This window comes from Pantoea sp. USMM079, assembly GCF_037153115.1.
Classification (GTDB): Bacteria; Pseudomonadota; Gammaproteobacteria; order Enterobacterales; family Enterobacteriaceae; genus Pantoea; species Pantoea communis.
The window spans coordinates 23,024-41,510 of the sequence record NZ_JBBCKX010000006.1; the positions used below are offsets into that span (position 1 = coordinate 23,024).

14 protein-coding genes and 3 tRNA genes are annotated in these 18,487 nt (G+C 54.7%); 12 read left to right on the forward strand and 5 right to left on the reverse strand.

The window, feature by feature from the left end; translation table 11 throughout:
• Positions 1-115: 115 nt before the first annotated feature.
• Complete coding sequence (argR, locus tag WFP70_RS10980; protein ID WP_034831131.1) at positions 116-586, reverse strand: transcriptional regulator ArgR; 471 nt, start codon at positions 584-586, stop codon at positions 116-118.
• 420 nt (positions 587-1,006) lie between these two features.
• Here argR and mdh point away from each other — a divergent pair, with 420 nt between their 5' ends.
• Complete coding sequence (gene mdh, locus WFP70_RS10985) at positions 1,007-1,942, forward strand: malate dehydrogenase (protein ID WP_337023446.1); 936 nt, start codon at positions 1,007-1,009, stop codon at positions 1,940-1,942.
• Positions 1,943-1,988: 46 nt separating this feature from the next.
• Here mdh and mscM read toward each other — a convergent pair whose 3' ends face one another.
• From mscM to rsgA, 3 genes are all read right to left on the reverse strand, one after another.
• A complete protein-coding gene (gene mscM, locus WFP70_RS10990; RefSeq protein WP_337023445.1) occupies positions 1,989-5,324 on the reverse strand; it encodes a miniconductance mechanosensitive channel MscM in 3,336 nt (1,111 codons plus the stop codon).
• Between the two features lie 14 nt (positions 5,325-5,338).
• Complete coding sequence (gene asd, locus WFP70_RS10995) at positions 5,339-6,235, reverse strand: archaetidylserine decarboxylase (protein WP_337023444.1); 897 nt, start codon at positions 6,233-6,235, stop codon at positions 5,339-5,341.
• 93 nt (positions 6,236-6,328) lie between these two features.
• Positions 6,329-7,375, reverse strand: coding sequence for a small ribosomal subunit biogenesis GTPase RsgA (gene rsgA, locus WFP70_RS11000; RefSeq protein ID WP_034829385.1), 1,047 nt, complete (start codon positions 7,373-7,375; stop codon positions 6,329-6,331).
• A 103-nt stretch (positions 7,376-7,478) separates the two neighbouring features.
• Here rsgA and orn point away from each other — a divergent pair, with 103 nt between their 5' ends.
• The 4 genes from orn to WFP70_RS11020 all read left to right on the forward strand — a co-directional run bounded on the left by orn (position 7,479) and on the right by WFP70_RS11020 (position 8,602).
• Positions 7,479-8,027, forward strand: coding sequence for an oligoribonuclease (orn, locus tag WFP70_RS11005; RefSeq protein ID WP_034829381.1), 549 nt, complete (start codon positions 7,479-7,481; stop codon positions 8,025-8,027).
• A gap of 293 nt (positions 8,028-8,320) precedes the next feature.
• Positions 8,321-8,396 (forward strand) — tRNA-Gly (locus WFP70_RS11010).
• A gap of 24 nt (positions 8,397-8,420) precedes the next feature.
• Positions 8,421-8,496, forward strand: a tRNA-Gly gene (locus WFP70_RS11015).
• 30 nt (positions 8,497-8,526) lie between these two features.
• Positions 8,527-8,602 (forward strand) — tRNA-Gly (locus WFP70_RS11020).
• Between the two features lie 435 nt (positions 8,603-9,037).
• On the opposite strand, the gene queG is transcribed toward WFP70_RS11020, so the two are convergent.
• Positions 9,038-10,177: a tRNA epoxyqueuosine(34) reductase QueG gene (gene queG, locus WFP70_RS11025; protein WP_337023443.1), complete on the reverse strand. Its 1,140-nt coding sequence runs from the start codon at positions 10,175-10,177 to the stop codon at positions 9,038-9,040.
• Here queG and nnr point away from each other — a divergent pair.
• From nnr to hflX, 7 genes are all read left to right on the forward strand, one after another.
• A complete protein-coding gene (gene nnr / locus WFP70_RS11030) occupies positions 10,176-11,693 on the forward strand; it encodes a bifunctional ADP-dependent NAD(P)H-hydrate dehydratase/NAD(P)H-hydrate epimerase (RefSeq protein ID WP_337023442.1) in 1,518 nt (505 codons plus the stop codon). The two genes, queG and nnr, sit on opposite strands and share 2 nt — an antisense overlap.
• A 3-nt stretch (positions 11,694-11,696) precedes the next feature.
• A complete protein-coding gene (gene tsaE / locus WFP70_RS11035; RefSeq protein ID WP_034829377.1) occupies positions 11,697-12,173 on the forward strand; it encodes a tRNA (adenosine(37)-N6)-threonylcarbamoyltransferase complex ATPase subunit type 1 TsaE in 477 nt (158 codons plus the stop codon).
• The gene (amiB, locus tag WFP70_RS11040) at positions 12,170-13,819 is read left to right on the forward strand and encodes an N-acetylmuramoyl-L-alanine amidase AmiB (protein ID WP_337023441.1); all 1,650 of its coding nucleotides are present in this window, start codon (positions 12,170-12,172) and stop codon (positions 13,817-13,819) included. The genes tsaE and amiB overlap by 4 nt, the downstream gene beginning before the upstream one ends.
• Before the next feature lie 42 nt (positions 13,820-13,861).
• A complete protein-coding gene (gene mutL / locus WFP70_RS11045; protein WP_337023440.1) occupies positions 13,862-15,730 on the forward strand; it encodes a DNA mismatch repair endonuclease MutL in 1,869 nt (622 codons plus the stop codon).
• Positions 15,723-16,664: a tRNA (adenosine(37)-N6)-dimethylallyltransferase MiaA gene (gene miaA / locus WFP70_RS11050; RefSeq protein ID WP_166936525.1), complete on the forward strand. Its 942-nt coding sequence runs from the start codon at positions 15,723-15,725 to the stop codon at positions 16,662-16,664. The genes mutL and miaA overlap by 8 nt, the downstream gene beginning before the upstream one ends.
• Positions 16,665-16,774: 110 nt before the next feature.
• Entirely contained in the window at positions 16,775-17,092 is a 318-nt protein-coding gene (gene hfq, locus WFP70_RS11055; protein WP_034829366.1) for an RNA chaperone Hfq, read from the forward strand.
• A gap of 80 nt (positions 17,093-17,172) precedes the next feature.
• Positions 17,173-18,453 carry a ribosome rescue GTPase HflX gene (gene hflX / locus WFP70_RS11060; RefSeq protein WP_160868577.1) on the forward strand — a complete coding sequence of 427 codons (1,281 nt, stop codon included), beginning with the start codon at positions 17,173-17,175 and terminating at the stop codon, positions 18,451-18,453.
• The last annotated feature ends 34 nt before the right edge of the window (positions 18,454-18,487 follow it).

The window sequence follows — 18,487 nt, forward strand, 5'->3', positions numbered from 1 at the left end:
CGGCAGCTATATCGATAACTTATTATTAAAAAAGGATTTTGTAACAAGCGTGGCGGGTAACGGATCGTCAGGAAGGATGTTACCGGCAGATGATCTGCCGGTTAAGACCAGGGTTTTATAGTTCCTGTTCGAATAAAACCAGCACGGCATCGTGCAGCTGTTTTACGGAGAAACTACGCGCAGGGGTAATAAAGATGGTGTCATCCCCCGCGATAGTACCGAGAATGCCTTCCGCTTTACCGAGTGAATCCAGCAGGCGTGCAATCAGCTGCGCAGCACCCGGGCTGGTGTGAATCACCACTAAGGCATCGTTGTAATCGATATCCAGCACCAGATTCTTCAATGGGCTGGTGGTGGTCGGCACGCCAAGTTCGGCTGGCAAACAATAAACCATTTCCATTTTGGCATTACGGGTGCGCACGGCACCAAACTTTGTCAGCATACGAGAAACTTTTGACTGGTTGATGTTCTCGAAGCCGTCTTCCTGCAGCGCCTGTACGATTTCGCCCTGAGAGCTGAATTTTTCTTCTTTTAATAACGCTTTGAACGCTTTGATCAAGTCGTCTTGTTTTGATGGGTTTCGCATAAGCTACCAATAAAAGAGGGGTGCAGCAGGCAACAGGCCAGCAGCAGATAAATTATTATGCATTTAGATGAATTTTTATGCAATAAGCGTAGTGAGCGAATCGCGCTAATCAACTGCGGACAGGCATCATAGCAGAGTTTTGTGTTGCGCCAAAATCGCGGGCTGACGCGCAAAGCGAAGGTTGCAATGTTGTTATAGTATTGAAGTGGTAACAACTATATCGATGATCATTGCCGTCCATTGTCTTCTGGCTGCGATTGTATCATTCAGGCGACTTCTGAAGTGGAGATGTCTCGGGAGCCGATTGCGGCGTCATGTTATTGCGCGACAGGTTTGTCGCTATCGCCTGAGAAGTTGATTAAACTCGTAACCTGATGGATTTTCGGCATATCTCTGCCCCACCTTCATAAGGAGTTCAGGATGAAAGTTGCCGTTCTCGGTGCAGCCGGTGGTATTGGCCAGGCGCTCGCACTGCTGCTCAAAACTCAATTACCCGCAGGTTCCGCTCTCTCACTTTATGATATCGCCCCGGTCACGCCCGGGGTGGCGGTTGATCTCAGCCATATTCCTACCTCTGTGAAGGTGGAAGGGTTTAGTGGCGAAGACGCGACACCTGCGCTGCAGGGAGCCGATATTGTGCTGATTTCTGCGGGTGTGGCACGTAAACCCGGCATGGATCGCGCCGACCTGTTTAACGTTAACGCGGGCATTGTACGTAACCTAATCGAGCAGGTTGCCAGCACCGCGCCGAAAGCGCTGATTGGCGTGATCACTAATCCGGTTAACACCACGGTGGCCATTGCGGCTGAAGTGTTGAAGAAAGCCGGCGTGTATGACAAGAACCGTCTGTTTGGTGTCTCAACCCTCGACATTATCCGCGCCAACACCTTTGTTGCAGCGTTGAAAGGCAAGCAGCCCACCGAGATCGAGGTCCCGGTGGTGGGGGGGCACTCAGGCGTGACAATTTTGCCGCTGCTGTCGCAGGTTAAAGGCATCAGCTTCAGCGAACAAGAAGTGGCTGACCTCACTAAGCGTATTCAAAACGCCGGCACCGAAGTGGTGGAAGCGAAAGCCGGTGGTGGATCGGCGACCTTGTCAATGGGGCAGGCTGCTGCGCGCTTTGGTCTCTCACTGGTGCGTGCGCTACAGGGCGAAGCCAATGTAGTCGAATGCGCTTATGTTGAGGGAGATGGCGAATATGCGCGCTTCTTCTCACAACCGCTGCTGATCGGCAAGAACGGTATCGTGGAACGTCGCCCATTGGGTCCTTTGAGTGCGTTTGAACAGCAAGCGCTCAGCGGCATGCTGGATACGCTGAAGAAAGATATCGCGCAGGGCGAAGAGTTTGTGAAGTAACGCTCAGCAGAAAAAACAGCGCCCGGTGATTGCCGGGCGTTGTCATTTATAAGCCGCCAGATTTAAAGGTCTGGCTGGACGGTGAGCCATTGCTGGCCGGCGTTTTACGTCCCAGCGTTTCCATACGCACCTGGAACGGTGGGAACGGCATCTCAATACCGTGCTCTTCAAAGCCACGCAGAATCAACTGATGCAGCTCATGACGCAGTGGCATGCGGTGACCCATCTCGGCAGCGTGCACACGCAGTTCAAACAGCTGAATACCTTGCTGCAAGTCTACCAGGAACACATCCGGTGCGGGCATATCCAGCACGTAGGTACAGCGCTCGGCCGCCTGCTTGAGAATGTTGGTGACTTCATCACTGTTGACGTGTGCCGGAGCCGGGATGGTCAGCACCACGCGCGTGACAGAATCCGACAACGACCAGTTAACGAACTGCTCAGTGATAAAGGCCTTGTTAGGCACGATGATCTCTTTACGGTCCCAATCGGTAATCGTGGTGGCGCGGGTATTGATGCGGGTAATGCTGCCGGTCAGATCGCGAATGGTGACGGTATCGCCGATACGAATTGGCTTTTCGAACAAGATAATCAGACCAGAAATAAAGTTGGCGAAGATCTCCTGCATACCAAAGCCCAACCCCAGACCTAACGCCGCCACCAGCCACTGCAGTTTTGCCCACTCAACGCCAATGATCGAGAAGCCGACTAATCCGCCAATTAGCATCAGCACGTATTTGGTCAGGGTAGTAATGGCATAACCGGTGCCAGGTGACAGGCTGATGTGTTGCAGCAACGCCAGTTCCAGCAGGGCAGGCATGTTACGCACCAGCTGAGTGGTGATAATGAACACCAGGATGGCAATCAGCACCGCGCCCAGCGTAATCGGCTGCACGCTCTCCACGCCCTGCACCGTGGTGCTGGCATCCCACAGTGGGATGTTGTCGAGGAAACTAAAGGCCGAGTGAATTTCTGACCACAGTACAATCACCGATACCAGCGCAATCAACGTGAGAATAGAGCGCACCAGACGCAACGACTGCGCACTGATCTCATCCAGATCCAGGCTCGGTTCATCGATCTCAATCGTATCGGCGTTGGCGGGAGTCTGTTGCTCTTTCTCTTCTTCACTGCGCGCGCGGTTCGCCAGCATATCGGCACGGCGTTGGCGGGCGCGATCAAAGGCGATGCGACGGCGTTGGATCAGCATCCAGCGGCGGATAATGTGGTAAATAACCAGCAGGAAGAACCAAATGCCTACCGAAGTTTCCAGGCGCGCCAGCAGCGCCTGCGCGGTCGCCAGATAGCCGATGCAGGAAGCCAACGCTGCTACCAGCGGGATGGCAATCATCAGGTTCCACAGAATACGGTTAACGAAGTTGTCGCCGTTGCCCTCTTTATCCAGATACAGCGGAATGCCTGCACGTTTGAGGCTGACGGTGACAATACTTAACGCACCGCAAATCAAAATGAAGCACAGGCGACCGAGCGTGCCGGAGAACTGTGGATCGTCGAGATTGGCAAAGGCAATCAGCAGCATGATCAGCGGCACAATCAGGCCAACCGTCAGCGAGTAGTAACGCATAGCACGCGCTACCCGCGCCTGCGGCCAGCGGAAGTGCACCACAAATAGCCCATCATGACGCGCAAAAGCAGCACTGATCATAAAGGCCCACAGCAGCGGCAGCGTGGCAGTGATGCCATCTCCAATCGCAACGGCAAACGGATAAGGCCAGGCATGCTGCAAACCAAAGCCCAGCGCGGCCCACAATACCGGCAGCGGCACGGCGACCAGAATCGACCAGAACACGGTGCGCAACGTCAGGCTAAAGCGGTCCTGAGTCACTTTGCCCACTTTGCTGGCGGAACGCGCCATAAAGGCATTGTAATGACGGCGCGAGCTGATGCTAAAGCCCACCAACAGCACTGCGCAGATGATTGGCATCACGGTTTCTTTGCTGGTAAACATCATCGCCAGCGCTTTGCCGAGTTGCCCTAAGGTATCCAGCGACAGCAGGCGGGTTAAGTCACGCGCCACGTCAATCGGATACTTCAGGTCGATGGCGCTGACATCTGCCGTCCAGAACAGATAACGGTGGGTGGCTTCCTTCACTTCACCCAGGGCGTCCTGCAACTGCGTGTTCGACACCTTCAGCTTGGTGATTTCCAGAATCAGTGTATCGCAGCCGGAGATCAGTGAATTGAGCAGCTCGCGCTGGGTTTTCAACTGGGCATCAAGAATACGGGTTTGCTCGCTGGTGAACGGCGTGCCGTCATCCTGCTTCTCTTTGCGCAGATCCTTTTGCCGCTCCAGCAAATCTTCATAATGCAGCCGTTGCACGCGCAGTTGGCCCATCTCATTGTCTATCTGCTGCGACTTCGGCATATCCGGCAATCGGGCGACTTGCGCACGTAAGGCTTCACCCAGCAGATTCGAGGCGCCCAGCCATTGTGATTGTTCGCGCAGCGTGCTGAGCGCCTGACGTACCTGTAGCGTTTGGTTGGTGGCCAGACGTTGCTGCGAAGCGACCAAATCCATACGTTGGGCTTGCGCATTCAGGTCGGCTGATAGTTCACGGTTGACGCGGAATTGATCGCTGATCGAAGCCGGTAAATCGCCACTGTTTTCCGCCAGCTGTTCAGTGCGTTCGAGCGCCAGTTCCGCTTCTCGCTGACGCTGATTATTCAGCTGATTGCGCAACGATTGCAGATAGTTATCCAGCTGCGTCACTTTACGCTGATGCACTTCCGCCCGCATGCGCGCCAGCTCCTGGCGATTATTGGCGGAGAGCTGTGCCAGTTCTAACTCATCCACACGCGCTTTATTGGCGGCATTCTCGGCCAGGCGGGCATAAATCTGCGCCTGAGCCAGCGGCGTAGCGGCCGCAGAAAAGCCCTGAGCACGGCGATCGCTTTCGGTCATCGCCCGGCGTGCGTCAGTCTGCTGCTGCGGTAACTGTGACAGTGAGTCACTGATTTCACGTGCGCGGTCCTGCTCTTGCTGCGCCTGGCGGCCTTCTTCCAGCAGCTGGCTGCTGATTTGCAGGATTTCCTGATCCAGCTCGGCGCTGCTCATGTTGGTGCGCACCGTTTTACTGCTGTCGGTCAGCGTAGCAATCTGCTGACGCAGTTCACGTGCCAGCCGTGGGAAATCATCAATCACCTGCTGATACTGTTTGGCACGCTCCAGCGATTCATCGCGCTCAGTGAGGAAATTGATGGCCGCTTCAATCGCCTGAACTTGCTCGGCTTGAGCGGGAGAGGCTTTGGCGGATTTGGCCGCATCCAGTTCCTGCTTCAACTGACTCGCGGGGGGAACGGTGGCTGCCAATACAGAACTGCTGAGCACCAGGCTCAGCAGTAGAGAGAGAAGAACGCGCACGGGAGAGGTTCCGGTTATTCAGCGAGCGGGGCGCTGACGCCGGGCTGCGGCAGGGCAATCGCCAGCGGTTGGCCAAGGCGGGTTTTGCTCTCAGCTTCGAGACTTTCCGCCAGCTTGACGCGGCCCGGTGCGAACAGGTTAATCACCGTCGAACCGAGTTTGAAACGTCCCATTTCCTGGCCTTTCAGCAGCACAACGGCACCGTCGTGATCCGCTGAAGGATATCGCCAGCGTTTAATCACGCCTTCACGTGGTGGCGTAATGGTGCCCGCCCACACGGTTTCGATGCTGCCCACAATGGTCGCACCCACCAGAATCTGTACCATCGGGCCATGATCGGTATCGAAGACGCAGATCACACGCTCATTGCGTGCAAACAGGTTCGGGATGTTACGTGCTGTCAGTGGGTTCACAGAATAGAGATCGCCCGGCACATAAATCATTTCGCGCAGAATACCGTTACACGGCATGTGCACACGGTGGTAATCGCGCGGGGCAAGATAGGTAGTGATGAACTCACCATCGACGAACTTCTCTGCCAGATCGTCGTTACCGGCCAGCAGGGCCTGCAGCGAATAGTAATGGCCTTTCGCCTGGAAGATCTGATCGCCTTCGATGCGGCCTAACTGGCTCACCGCGCCATCAGCCGGCAGCGCCAGCAGGGTGGCGTCAGGGTCAATCGGGCGCGCGCCCTCTTTTAATGGACGCACGAAGAAGTCATTGAAGGTGCGATAGCTACCAGTATGGGGTTTGCTGGCTTCGGCCATATCCACTTTGTAGTACCAGACAAACATGTCGATGACCGCTTTGGTCAGCCAGCCACCGCGACGACTGGCGCCCCAGCCGGCAAGTTCGGTCAGCCCTTTTTTAGGCAGAATATGATTCAGGCCGAGTTTAAAACGATCAAACACCGTTGCCTCCTGGCTTAATTACGCTTGGTTTACACAAAAGGGGGCGGATTGTAGCAGCGCCCCGGTCAGTTGGCGAATGTGCCGTTGTACCCGTTAATCTTCGCTGGCGGAAAAGTTTTTACGCGTTTTTACCTGCGCCATACTCTCCAGAATCCGGTGGTAGTTATCGAAGCGCGAGATGTTGATTGTTCCTTCTTCTACCGCTTCGCGAATGGCGCAGCCGGGATCGGTATCATGCTTGCAGTCGCGGAAACGGCAACCGCCGATAAACTCACGAAATTCGACAAATCCACGGGTGATTTGTTCCGGCTCCAGATGCCATAAACCGAATTCACGTACGCCTGGAGAATCTATCACGTCGCCGCCGTGCGGGAAGTGATACAGGCGTGAGGCGGTGGTGGTGTGCTGGCCCAGACCGGAGTTATCAGACACATCGTTGGTCAGAATCTCATCGCCCGCCAATTCCAGTCCCAGCAAATTGTTTAGCAAACTGGATTTACCCACACCAGATTGACCCGCAAAAATACTCACGCGATCGGTTAAGGCCTGTTCCAGCTCCGCCAGGCCATCTTTGGCACGGCTGGATACCATCAACACGCGATAGCCAATTTTGCGATAGATATCCATCTGCTCATCCACAAACGCGCGGGCTTCCGCGTCGAGCAGATCGGTTTTGTTCAGGACCAGCAGTGGCTCAACGCCCAGGGTTTCACTGGCCACCAGATAACGATCGATGATATTGAGCGACAGCTCCGGCAGGATCGCCGACACAATGATGATCTGATCGATGTTGGCCGCGATCGGTTTGACGCCATCATAGAAATCCGGACGCGTCAGCACCGTTTTACGTTCGTGAACTGCTTCTACGATGCCTTTGCCGCCGCCAATCGCCGCACGCCACAGCACACGGTCACCGGTGACCAGTGAGCGAATGGTGCGACGGATATTGCAGCGATGCACTTCGCCCACGCCATCTTCCACATCTGCGTGCATGCCGAAACGGCTGATCACCACGCCTTCGCTCGCTTCTCCAAACAGGTTGTCATCCGGTTCCGGCTTTTCATTCCGTTGCTGCAGACGACGCTGATGGTTAGCGCTTACGCGACGTTGTTGACCCTTCGACAGTTTATTTTTGCTCACGCATCCTCTCACGGCTTTCGCCAGGCTTCGCCCCGCTGGGCAAAACGTCTATGATACACCTGAAACGAGTGTAATGACGACTTTGGCAACAGGCGGGAAACGCATGACAGCTGGAAATGAAAATAATCTGATTTGGATCGACCTGGAAATGACCGGATTGGATCCGGAGCAGGATCGCATTATTGAGATCGCCACGATCGTCACCGATGCCAACCTGAATATCCTGGCAGAAGGCCCGGTGTTTGCGGTGCATCAGTCTGATGAGCAATTGGCATTGATGGATGAGTGGAATGTGCGTACGCACACCAACAGTGGCCTGGTAGAACGTGTGAAAGCCAGCCAATACGACGACCGTGCTGCAGAGCTGGCGACCATCGAATTTCTCAAGCAGTGGGTTCCGGCTAACACTTCTCCGATTTGCGGCAACAGCATTGGCCAGGATCGTCGCTTCCTGTTCAAATACATGCCGGAGCTGGAAGCCTACTTCCACTACCGTTATCTGGATGTCAGCACGCTGAAAGAACTGGCGCGTCGCTGGAAACCCGATATCCTGCCGGGCTTCAAAAAAGCGGGCAGCCACCAGGCGCTGGATGATATCCGCGAGTCCGTTGCCGAGTTGGCGTACTACCGCGAACACTTCTTGCAACTTTAATCGCCTAAGGGTGCGCAGGAAATCATCAGGTTGCTGATTAAATCAGCAAACGCACTGAAAGCGCAAAATTTTGCTTTTAGACTCTTGCGACTGAAAGGATTTCTCGTATAATGCGCACCCCGTACCGGTGAAGAATTTATTACGGTGCGCAGCAGTAACACGAAGTTCCAGAATCAAGTATTTCGGTTTGCGGCAAGGCAGCAACTGAACGAATCACAGAGAGCTTACGTCAGTAAGTGACCTGTGTGAGTGAAGGAAGCTAACGCGGCAGCAAATTGAAAGACGAAGATTATGCGGGAATAGCTCAGTTGGTAGAGCACGACCTTGCCAAGGTCGGGGTCGCGAGTTCGAGTCTCGTTTCCCGCTCCAAACTTCGTTAGCAGTAACCTCTTTGCGGGAATAGCTCAGTTGGTAGAGCACGACCTTGCCAAGGTCGGGGTCGCGAGTTCGAGTCTCGTTTCCCGCTCCAAAATCTGTTTTAGTTAGTAGTAACCTCTTTGCGGGAATAGCTCAGTTGGTAGAGCACGACCTTGCCAAGGTCGGGGTCGCGAGTTCGAGTCTCGTTTCCCGCTCCAGATTTTCATATTCACTAATGTTATTTGCTCTCGGGCGTAATCAGACTTAAAACTGCTGCAGTCTTTATCGATCTTATGCGGCCTGGTTTTCTTTCTGGAAATTTTACGTACCGCATTAGCACCAACGATGCCTGTAGTCTGTTGCAGTTATCTTACAGGTTATCCACAATGCGCCTGCAACGTACCGACGGCGTTTTACTCTATCTGCAAAACTGTTTTGAACAGAGTTATCCACAAGCTCTGGACAAGCCCCTGCGCGCAATATTCTACTTAAATGTTTACAGTAATCATTTAACTCATTGATTATTAATGAATTAAAGGTATTTCAGTCTGTGAATAGTCTTGGTAGACGATATAATGATCCTCGTCACTATTCGGCTCTATAATTTTATTCACAGCATGTGGAAAAGGATTTTATCCTGCGCGATTGCTCAATCACGCATCACGGGCCAGGCCTTTCTCGACGGCACGTACCAGGCGCTGTTTCTTCGCGGGCTGAACATCCACGCTCTGTGCCGCACGTCTCTGTAATTGCTGCGCGATGGCCCAGTCAATATGCTCATCCAGCATGGCGTTTTCACCGCTACGCATTTGCAACGCCGCCAGATTTTCTTCTGCCCAGGGCGCATTGCCCAATGCCACTGCGATATTCCTCAGCCAGCGTAAGTGGCCGATGCGGCGAATCGCAGAGCCTTCAGTGACTCGCAAGAATTTCGCTTCATCCCACTTGAAGAGATCCACCAACGGCGGCGCGTGCAGCACCGCGCGCGGCGAGAAATCATCTTCATCGGTCAACTGACCATAACGATTCCACGGACAGATAAGCTGGCAATCGTCACATCCATAGATGCGATTACCAATCAGCGGACGGAATTCTTCCGGTATCGCACCTTCCAGCTCAATAGTGAGATAGGAAATACAGCGCCGCGCGTCAACCACATAAGGCTCAACGATAGCGGAAGTCGGGCAAATAGTGATGCAGGCGACGCAGCGACCGCACTGTTCTTCCTGTGGCTGATCGACGGGCAACGGCAAATCAATCAGCAACTCGCCGAGAAAGAACCAGGAACCGGCTTCGCGATTGAGAATGAGCGAGTGTTTACCGGTCCAGCCCAGGCCTGCTTTGGCGGCAATCGGCCGTTCAAGGATGGGGGCGGAGTCAACAAACGGGCGGAAATTGAGTTCGCCACAATGCGCCTGAATCATTTCTCCAAGCTTTTTCAGGCGATTGCGCAATACTTTGTGATAATCGCGGCCCAGCGCATAGCGGCTGACATAGCCCAGCTGAGGATTTTTTAAGGTGCTGGCAAACGCCGCTTTGGCCGGAAGGTAGTTCATGCGCACGCTGATCACGCGCAGTGTGCCGGGCAGGAGTTCATGCGGACGCGCGCGCATCATGCCGTGGCGCGCCATCCAGTCCATCTCTCCGTGATACTGCTTCTCCAGCCAATCCTGTAATTTGGGCTCTTCAGCGCTAAGATCGGTATCGCAAATACCAACCTGCTGAAAGCCGAGTTCGCGCCCCCACTGTTTAATTTGGTGGGCAAGCTGTTGAAGATCGAGAGGGTATGACATGAGAAACCAGGCAATTGAAGCAAACCCGCGCAGTTTACCACACTCTGTCTGGCCTGCGCAGGCGATAGGGCAACTGGAGCGCGATGCGGCGGATAGCCTGGGTTTAACCTTGTACGAATTAATGTTGCGCGCCGGGCAGGCGAGCTATGAGCGAGTGCGGGCACAGTGGCCGCAGGCGCAGCACTGGCTGATTCTGTGCGGACAGGGTAATAACGGGGGCGATGGCTATGTGGTGGCGCGACTGGCGCAGGCGGCAGGATTGCGCGTCACATTGCTGGCGTGCAGCGGTAATAAACCCTTGCCGGAAGAAGCGCAGCAGGCGCAAGAAGCCTGGCTGGCGGCGGGCGGGGTGATACATGCCCCGGATGCGTCATGGCCGCAAAACATTGATGTGATCATCGATGCATTGCTCGGCACCGGCATCAATCGTGCGCCAGCCGCGCCTTACGCTGAATTGATTGATCTGGCCAATGCACATGCCGCGCCCATCTTCGCGATAGATATCCCATCGGGATTGAATGCTGCCACTGGCACCACGCCTGGCAATGCTATCAACGCGGATGTCACCCTGAGTATGATTGTGCTGAAACCGGGATTGTTGACTGGCAAAGCTCGCGATCACGTGGGTCGTTTACATTGTGATGCGCTTGGCCTGAACGCATTCCTCGCGGGCGAGACGGCCCCCATTCAACGCTACGATGCAGCTGATCTGGCCCACTGGCTGAAACCACGCAAAGCCACATCACACAAAGGTGACCATGGACGTTTGTTGGTGGTGGGAGGGGATACTGGCACCGCCGGGGCAGTTCGAATGACGGCGGAAGCGGCGCTGCGCAGTGGTGCTGGGCTTGTGCGCGTGCTCACTCATGAAGATAATATCGGCCCGATTCTGACCGCGCGGCCGGAGCTCATGGTCGATGTGCTACGTGAAGAAACGCTGGAACAGGCCCTGCAATGGGCAGACGTGATCGCTATCGGGCCCGGACTGGGACAACGTGAGTGGGCTCAGAAGGCACTGAAAAAAGTCGCGTCTAGTGAAAAGCCGATGCTTTGGGACGCTGATGCGCTTAACCTGCTGGCAATCAAGCCGGATTACCGTCAGAATCGCATCATTACTCCGCATCCTGGCGAGGCCGCACGGCTGTTAGGCGTGAAGACCAGTGAGGTCGAGCGCGACCGCTTACAGGCGGCGCAAACGCTCGCTAAACGTTACGGCGGTGTGGTGGTGCTGAAAGGCGCAGGCACGATCGTGGCCAGCGCGGCAGGTGACATCGCGATTGCGGATGTAGGCAATGCGGGGATGGCATCCGGCGGCATGGGCGATGTCCTGAGCGGTATCATTGCGGCCATGCTGGGCCAGAAACTGACTTTACTTGAGGCAGCCTGCGCGGGCTGTGTCGCACACGGTGCAGCGGCAGATGCGGTTGCCCGGCAGCGCGGTACGCGCGGCATGTTAGCCACTGATTTGTTCGAACTGCTGTGGCAGTTTGTTAATCCAGAGATGATCCAACAATAAAGCATGAAAACCTGTGTTATCCCTTTGCCCGATGAGGCGGCAACCCTAAATCTGGGTGCGCAACTTGCCCGCGTTTGCAGCAGCGCGTTGGTGATCTATCTTTATGGCGATCTCGGCGCCGGTAAAACCACGTTTAGCCGCGGCTTTTTGCAGGCGCTTGGCCATCAGGGTAATGTCAAAAGCCCAACCTATACGCTGGTGGAGCCCTACGAACTCGGCTCACGCACGCTGTATCACTTCGATCTCTATCGCCTGGCCGATCCTGAAGAGCTGGAGTTTATGGGTATCCGCGATTACTTCAGCGGGGATGCATTGTGCCTGGTCGAATGGCCGCAGCAGGGCGCTGGCGTATTACCCGAGCCCGATCTGGCATTGACGCTGCGCTACGTGGACGCGGCGCGAGAAGCGGAGATCAGCGCGGTATCTGCGGTGGGTGAAACGTTGCTGGCCCAGTTCCAGCAAGGCAGGGAGTCGGCATGACTTCATGGATGAAAGGGATTCTGCTGGCTGCGCTCTGCATCGTTTCTGCTTCGGCGTTATCTGCCACCTTGTCAGATATCAAAGTCGAAAACGGCGACAGTCAGGCAACCGTCACGCTGAGTTTTAATGGTCAACCCGTGTATGGTTTCTTCCCGCTGCATAACCCCAATCGTGTGGTGCTGGATATTCGGCAAAGTGGCGCGATTAAGGGCTTGCCGCTGAACTTTAGCGGCGAAAACATCGTACAACGCATTCGCAATAGCCAGCCGAAAGATAAACAGAGTATTCGTTTGGTGTTCGAACTGACCCAGGCGGCACACACGCGTGCCAGCACCCAACGTGACGGCAATCAGTATCGCGTGGTGTTTACCATTCGCGGTACGCAACCGGCAAAACGCAGCACTGCTGCCGCACCGGTGACCACCGCTCGCCAGAGCGAGAGTGCGGCGAATCCCTTTAATGCCAATCCGGTGACCACCGTCACCAGCAGCAACACCACGGTACGTCCGGGTGGCGCCGTTTCACGCAATGACACGGTGATTGTGGCGATTGACGCCGGCCACGGTGGTCAGGATCCCGGCGCATCGGGCCAGCATGGCCTGCACGAGAAGAACGTCACCATTGCCATTGCGCGTAAACTGAAAGCGCTGATGGATCAGGACCCGATGTTTAAGCCGGTGCTGACGCGAAACGGCGATTACTTTATCTCGGTGATGGGTCGTTCCGAGGTAGCGCGAAAAGAGAATGCCAATTTACTGGTATCGATTCACGCCGACGCCGCGCCCAACCATTCGGCGACCGGCGCATCCGTTTGGGTGTTATCAAACCGCCGCGCCAATAACGAAATGGCGAACTGGCTGGAACAGAAAGAGAAGCAGTCCGAATTGCTGGGCGGTGCCGGTGATTTACTGGCAAACAGCCAGGCTGATCCTTACTTAAGCCAGGCGGTACTGGATCTGCAATTCGGGCATTCACAGCGCGTTGGCTATGATGTCGCGGTGAAAGTGCTGCAGCAACTGCGCGGAGTGACGCCGTTGCACAAACGTTTACCGGAGCATGCCAGCTTAGGCGTGTTGCGTTCCCCGGATATCCCTTCTTTACTGGTTGAGACTGGCTTTATCAGTAACGCGGCGGAGGAGCGGCTGCTTGGCAGCAGCGCGTATCAGGAGAAAATTGCTCAGTCGATCTATAAAGGACTGCGTAACTATTTCCTCGCGCATCCGCTGCAATCCATCCCAAAGGAGGAAAACCGGCCGCTGGACAGCGCACCAGCGGTTAGCGTTGCCAGCAACCCGGCAACCGGAACTGTGCAATACACTGGCGCGACGCAGCGCCATACGGTGACGCGTGGTGAGACGTTGTCAGGAATTGCCGCCAAATACGGTGTCAGCATGGCTACTCTGCGTGACCTCAATAGCCTGAAACGCGATGTGGTGTGGGTCGGGCAACGTTTGAAAGTCCCGGCAAAATCGGGCGTGAGCGTGACCGCTGCGAGTCGTCCTACCCGACACAAAGTGGTACGCGGTGATTCACTCACTGGGATCGCCGCTCATTATGGTGTCAGCCCCAAAGCCATCATGCAGGCGAATAATATGAAGTCGAGCAACGTGATGCTGGGGCAAAACTTAAAGATTCCACAATCCTGATTGCTGGCGCTGCGGCGCCAGTCTGCTTAAAGGATCACCACCATGCCAATACAGATTTTACCGCCGCAGCTGGCGAACCAGATTGCCGCCGGCGAAGTGGTTGAGCGCCCGGCATCGGTCGTAAAAGAGCTGGTGGAAAACAGTCTTGATGCCGGCGCGACGCGCATTGACGTTGATATCGAAAAAGGCGGCGCGAAGTTGATTCGCATCCGCGATAACGGTTGTGGCATCGCCAAAGCCGAACTGGCGATGGCATTGGCTCGCCATGCCACCAGTAAAATTGCTTCGCTGGATGATCTTGAGGCGATTATGAGCCTCGGTTTTCGCGGCGAAGCCCTCGCCAGTATCAGTTCGGTTTCACGCCTCACGCTAACCTCTCGCACCGCGGATCAACACGAAGCCTGGCAAGCCTATGCGGAAGGACGTGATATGGATGTCACGGTGAAACCTGCAGCACATCCTGTCGGGACGTCGCTGGAAGTGCTCGATCTGTTTTACAACACCCCGGCGCGGCGCAAGTTCATGCGCACTGAGAAGACCGAATTTACCCATATTGATGAAGTGATTCGCCGTATCGCGCTGGCGCGCTTTGACGTGGCAATTTCGCTGACCCACAACGGCAAGATGATTCGCCAGTATCGTGCGGTGGATCAGGAAGCGCAGCGTGAACGCCGTCTTGGCGCTATCTGTGGCACCCCCTTTATGCAACATGCTCTGCGCATTGACTGGCAGCATGACGATTTGGCGTTGCGTGGATGGGTGGCCGATCCCGCCGGGTCACGTCAGGTGACGGATCTGCAATATTGTTACGTCAATGGCCGCATGATGCGTGACAAGCTGATCAACCATGCGATTCGGCAGGCGTATCAGACGCAGTTGGGGGAAGATCAACAGCCCGCTTATGTGCTGTATCTGGAGATCGATCCCCATCAGGTGGATGTCAATGTTCATCCCGCCAAGCATGAAGTCCGTTTTCACCAGTCACGGCTGGTGCATGATTTCATCTGGCAGGGCGTCATGAGTGCGTTGCAGGCGAGCCGTGCCGCAGAGTTGCCCATCACGCATGCGGAAGAGCCCGCGCCAAAGTGGCAGCCAGAGAACCGACAGGCCGCGGGCGCGAATCACTTTGCGCAACCCGCGAGCCCATCACGCAATAGCACCAGCTCCAGCAGCAGCGGTGCGGCAGCGGGAACGCACACGGGTTGGCAGAATAAAGAGCCGGTGTATCGTGCACGTGAAGGTGCCGCCTACCAGCAGTTAATGAAAACGCCTGTGGCCGAAACCCCTCGCGCCGCCGCGCCGCAACCGGCTCCCGTGCGTCAGCCTGAAGCACGCGAAGCGCCGTTGGCTGCACATGCGCAAAGTTTTGGTCGTGTGCTGAGCGTGATGAATGAGCAATATGCGCTGCTGGAACGGGGTCATCAATTACAGTTGTTGTCACTGAATGTGGCCTCACGCTGGTTGAAACAGGCCCAGTTACAACCGGGAGAAGAAGGCTTGAAACCTCAACCTTTACTGATCCCGGTCCGGCTGAAAATTGCCAAAGAAGAGTTGAATGTGATCGATGTTCAGGGCGCGTTATTGAGGCTGATGGGCATTGATTTACAACGAGAAGGTCAGCACGTCACCTTACGCGCCGTCCCTTTACCGTTACGCACACAAAATTTACAAATCTTGATTCCAGAACTGTTAGGCTACTTGGCCCGGCAGCAAGAGGTTTCTGCATCTGCGTTGGCCCAATGGCTGGCACGTCGTGATGATGCAGAACACGCTCACTGGAATCACTCGCAGGCGATTGCACTGCTGGCAGAGCTGGAAAGGCTATGCCCGCATCTGCTCAAGTCGCCGCCTTCAGGTCTGTTACAGACCATTGAGATTGAGAGCGCGATTAACGCGTTGAAGCATGAGTGAACTAAACCAGGCTAGCCGGCCAAAGGCAATTTTTTTGATGGGGCCTACCGCCTCCGGTAAGACGGCATTAGCGATTTCGCTGCGTCAGCAACTTCCGGTGGAACTTATCAGCGTTGACTCTGCCTTAATCTATCGCGGGATGGATATTGGCACGGCGAAACCGTCGGCAGAAGAGTTAGCACTGGCGCCCCATCGTTTGCTGGACATTCGCGATCCGGCGGAAGCGTATTCCGCCGCTGAGTTTCGTCGCGATGCGCTGGCAGAAATGGCGGAGATTACCCAAAAGGGTAAGATTCCGTTGCTTGTTGGTGGAACCATGCTCTACTTCAAGGCGTTGCTTGAAGGATTGTCGCCGTTGCCCTCGGCCGATCCCGAGGTGCGTCAGCGGATAGAGCAAATGGCGGCGGAGAAAGGGTGGGAAGCCCTGCACCGCCAGCTGTGTGAAATCGATCCGGTCGCCGGTAGTCGTATTCATCCGAATGATCCGCAGAGACTTTCGCGAGCACTGGAAGTTTTTTTTATTTCGGGTAAAACTTTAACGGAACTGACAAAAACGTCCGGCGAAGCGTTACCCTACGACGTGTACCAGTTTGCTATCGCTCCGGCGAGTCGTGAACTGATACATCAACGCATTGCGTTGCGTTACGACCAGATGCTAGCGTCAGGATTTGAAGCGGAGGCTCGTGAACTGTTTGCACGAGGTGATTTGCATACGGATATGCCTTCCATTCGTTGTGTAGGTTATCGCCAGATGTGGTCTTATCTCTCTGGTGAAATCGATTACGACGAAATGGTTTATCGGGGAATTTGCGCCACCCGGCAGCTCGCTAAACGCCAGATGACCTGGTTACGTGGCTGGCCAAACGTCCATTGGTTAGACAGTGACGAGCCAGAATTAGCCCGTAATGCGGTGCTTCAGGTAGTTAGTGCGTAGCAGGGATGATTGTGTACAATTGGTCCGTTATCGTGCGCAAATTTTTACGCAGTTTTTCTGAACCACGGTTCTTAAAGTAACAAACAACAAGCATATAAGGAAAAGATAGAATGGCTAAGGGGCAATCATTACAAGACCCGTTTTTGAACGCATTGCGTCGTGAACGTGTACCGGTTTCGATCTATTTGGTGAATGGTATTAAGCTGCAAGGACAAATTGAATCCTTTGATCAGTTCGTCATTCTGTTGAAAAACACGGTTAGCCAGATGGTGTACAAGCACGCCATCTCTACAGTGGTTCCTTCTCGTCCGGTTTCGCACCATAGCAACAACCCGGGCGGTAGCGGTGGCAGCAGCAATTACCACCATAGCGGAAGCAACCAGGGCGCTCAGTCGCAGCCACAACAAGACGGCGATAACGCAGAATAATTTTGCGCTGCCGTAAAGCCAGGGCTGGGGAGCGAAAGCGTTTTCCCGTCCTGGTTATTTTATTTTAGCGAGGTTATAGCTTGTTTGACCGTTATGATGCCGGTGAGCAGGCCGTACTGGTACACATCTGGTTCTCCCAAGACAAAGAGCTGGAAGATTTGCAGGAGTTCGAAACTCTTGTCTCTTCTGCGGGCGTCGAAGCGCTGCATGTGATTACTGGCAGCCGTAAAGCGCCACATCCCAAATATTTTGTCGGTGAAGGAAAGGCAGTTGAAATTGCCGATGCGGTGAAAGCGAGTGGAGCATCGGTCGTATTATTCGATCATGCCTTATCGCCTGCCCAGGAACGTAATCTCGAGCGAGTGTGTGAATGTCGCGTTGTCGACCGCACTGGCTTAATTCTCGATATTTTTGCTCAGCGCGCCCGTACCCATGAGGGTAAATTACAGGTCGAGCTTGCACAGTTACGCCACATGGCAACCCGTTTGGTGCGTGGATGGACGCACCTTGAGCGCCAAAAAGGCGGTATTGGTTTACGTGGTCCCGGTGAAACGCAGCTGGAAACGGACCGCCGCTTACTGCGTAATCGCATTAGTCTCATCCTTTCTCGCCTTGAGCGTGTGGAGAAGCAGCGCGAACAGGGCCGACAAGCACGCGCCAAAGCCGATGTGCCGACCGTTTCGCTGGTGGGATACACCAACGCCGGCAAATCTACCCTGTTCAATGCGGTGACGTCAGCCAATGTATATGCGGCCGATCAGCTGTTTGCGACCCTCGATCCGACACTGCGTCGCCTGAATGTGGCAGACGTGGGTGAGGTGGTTTTAGCGGATACCGTTGGGTTTATTCGCCACTTACCGCATGACTTAGTGGCGGCCTTTAAAGCCACACTGCAGGAAACACGTCAGGCGACGCTCTTGCTGCACGTGATTGACGCTGCCGATTTGCGCGTCAACGACAACATCGACGCCGTTAATGAAGTATTGGCAGAAATCGAATCGGATGAAATTCCCACGCTGTTGATTATGAATAAAATCGACATGCTGGACGGTTTTGTGCCGCGTATTGATCGTGATGAAGAGAATAAGCCGACACGCGTCTGGCTTTCTGCTCAGAGCGGTGAAGGTCTACCCTTACTTTGGCAGGCGCTGTCTGAACGCTTAGCCGGTGAAATTGCGCAGTATGATTTACGTCTGCCGCCAGAAGCGGGCCGTTTGCGCAGCCGCTTCTACCAACTGCAGGCGATTGAGAAAGAATGGAATGAAGATGATGGTTCTGTAGGTATGCATGTGCGAATGCCAATCGTTGACTGGCGTCGTTTGTGCAAACAGGAACCGTCATTAGCCAGTTATATTGTTTGATATTGCCCTAACGCCTTTACCTAACTTGTTGAAA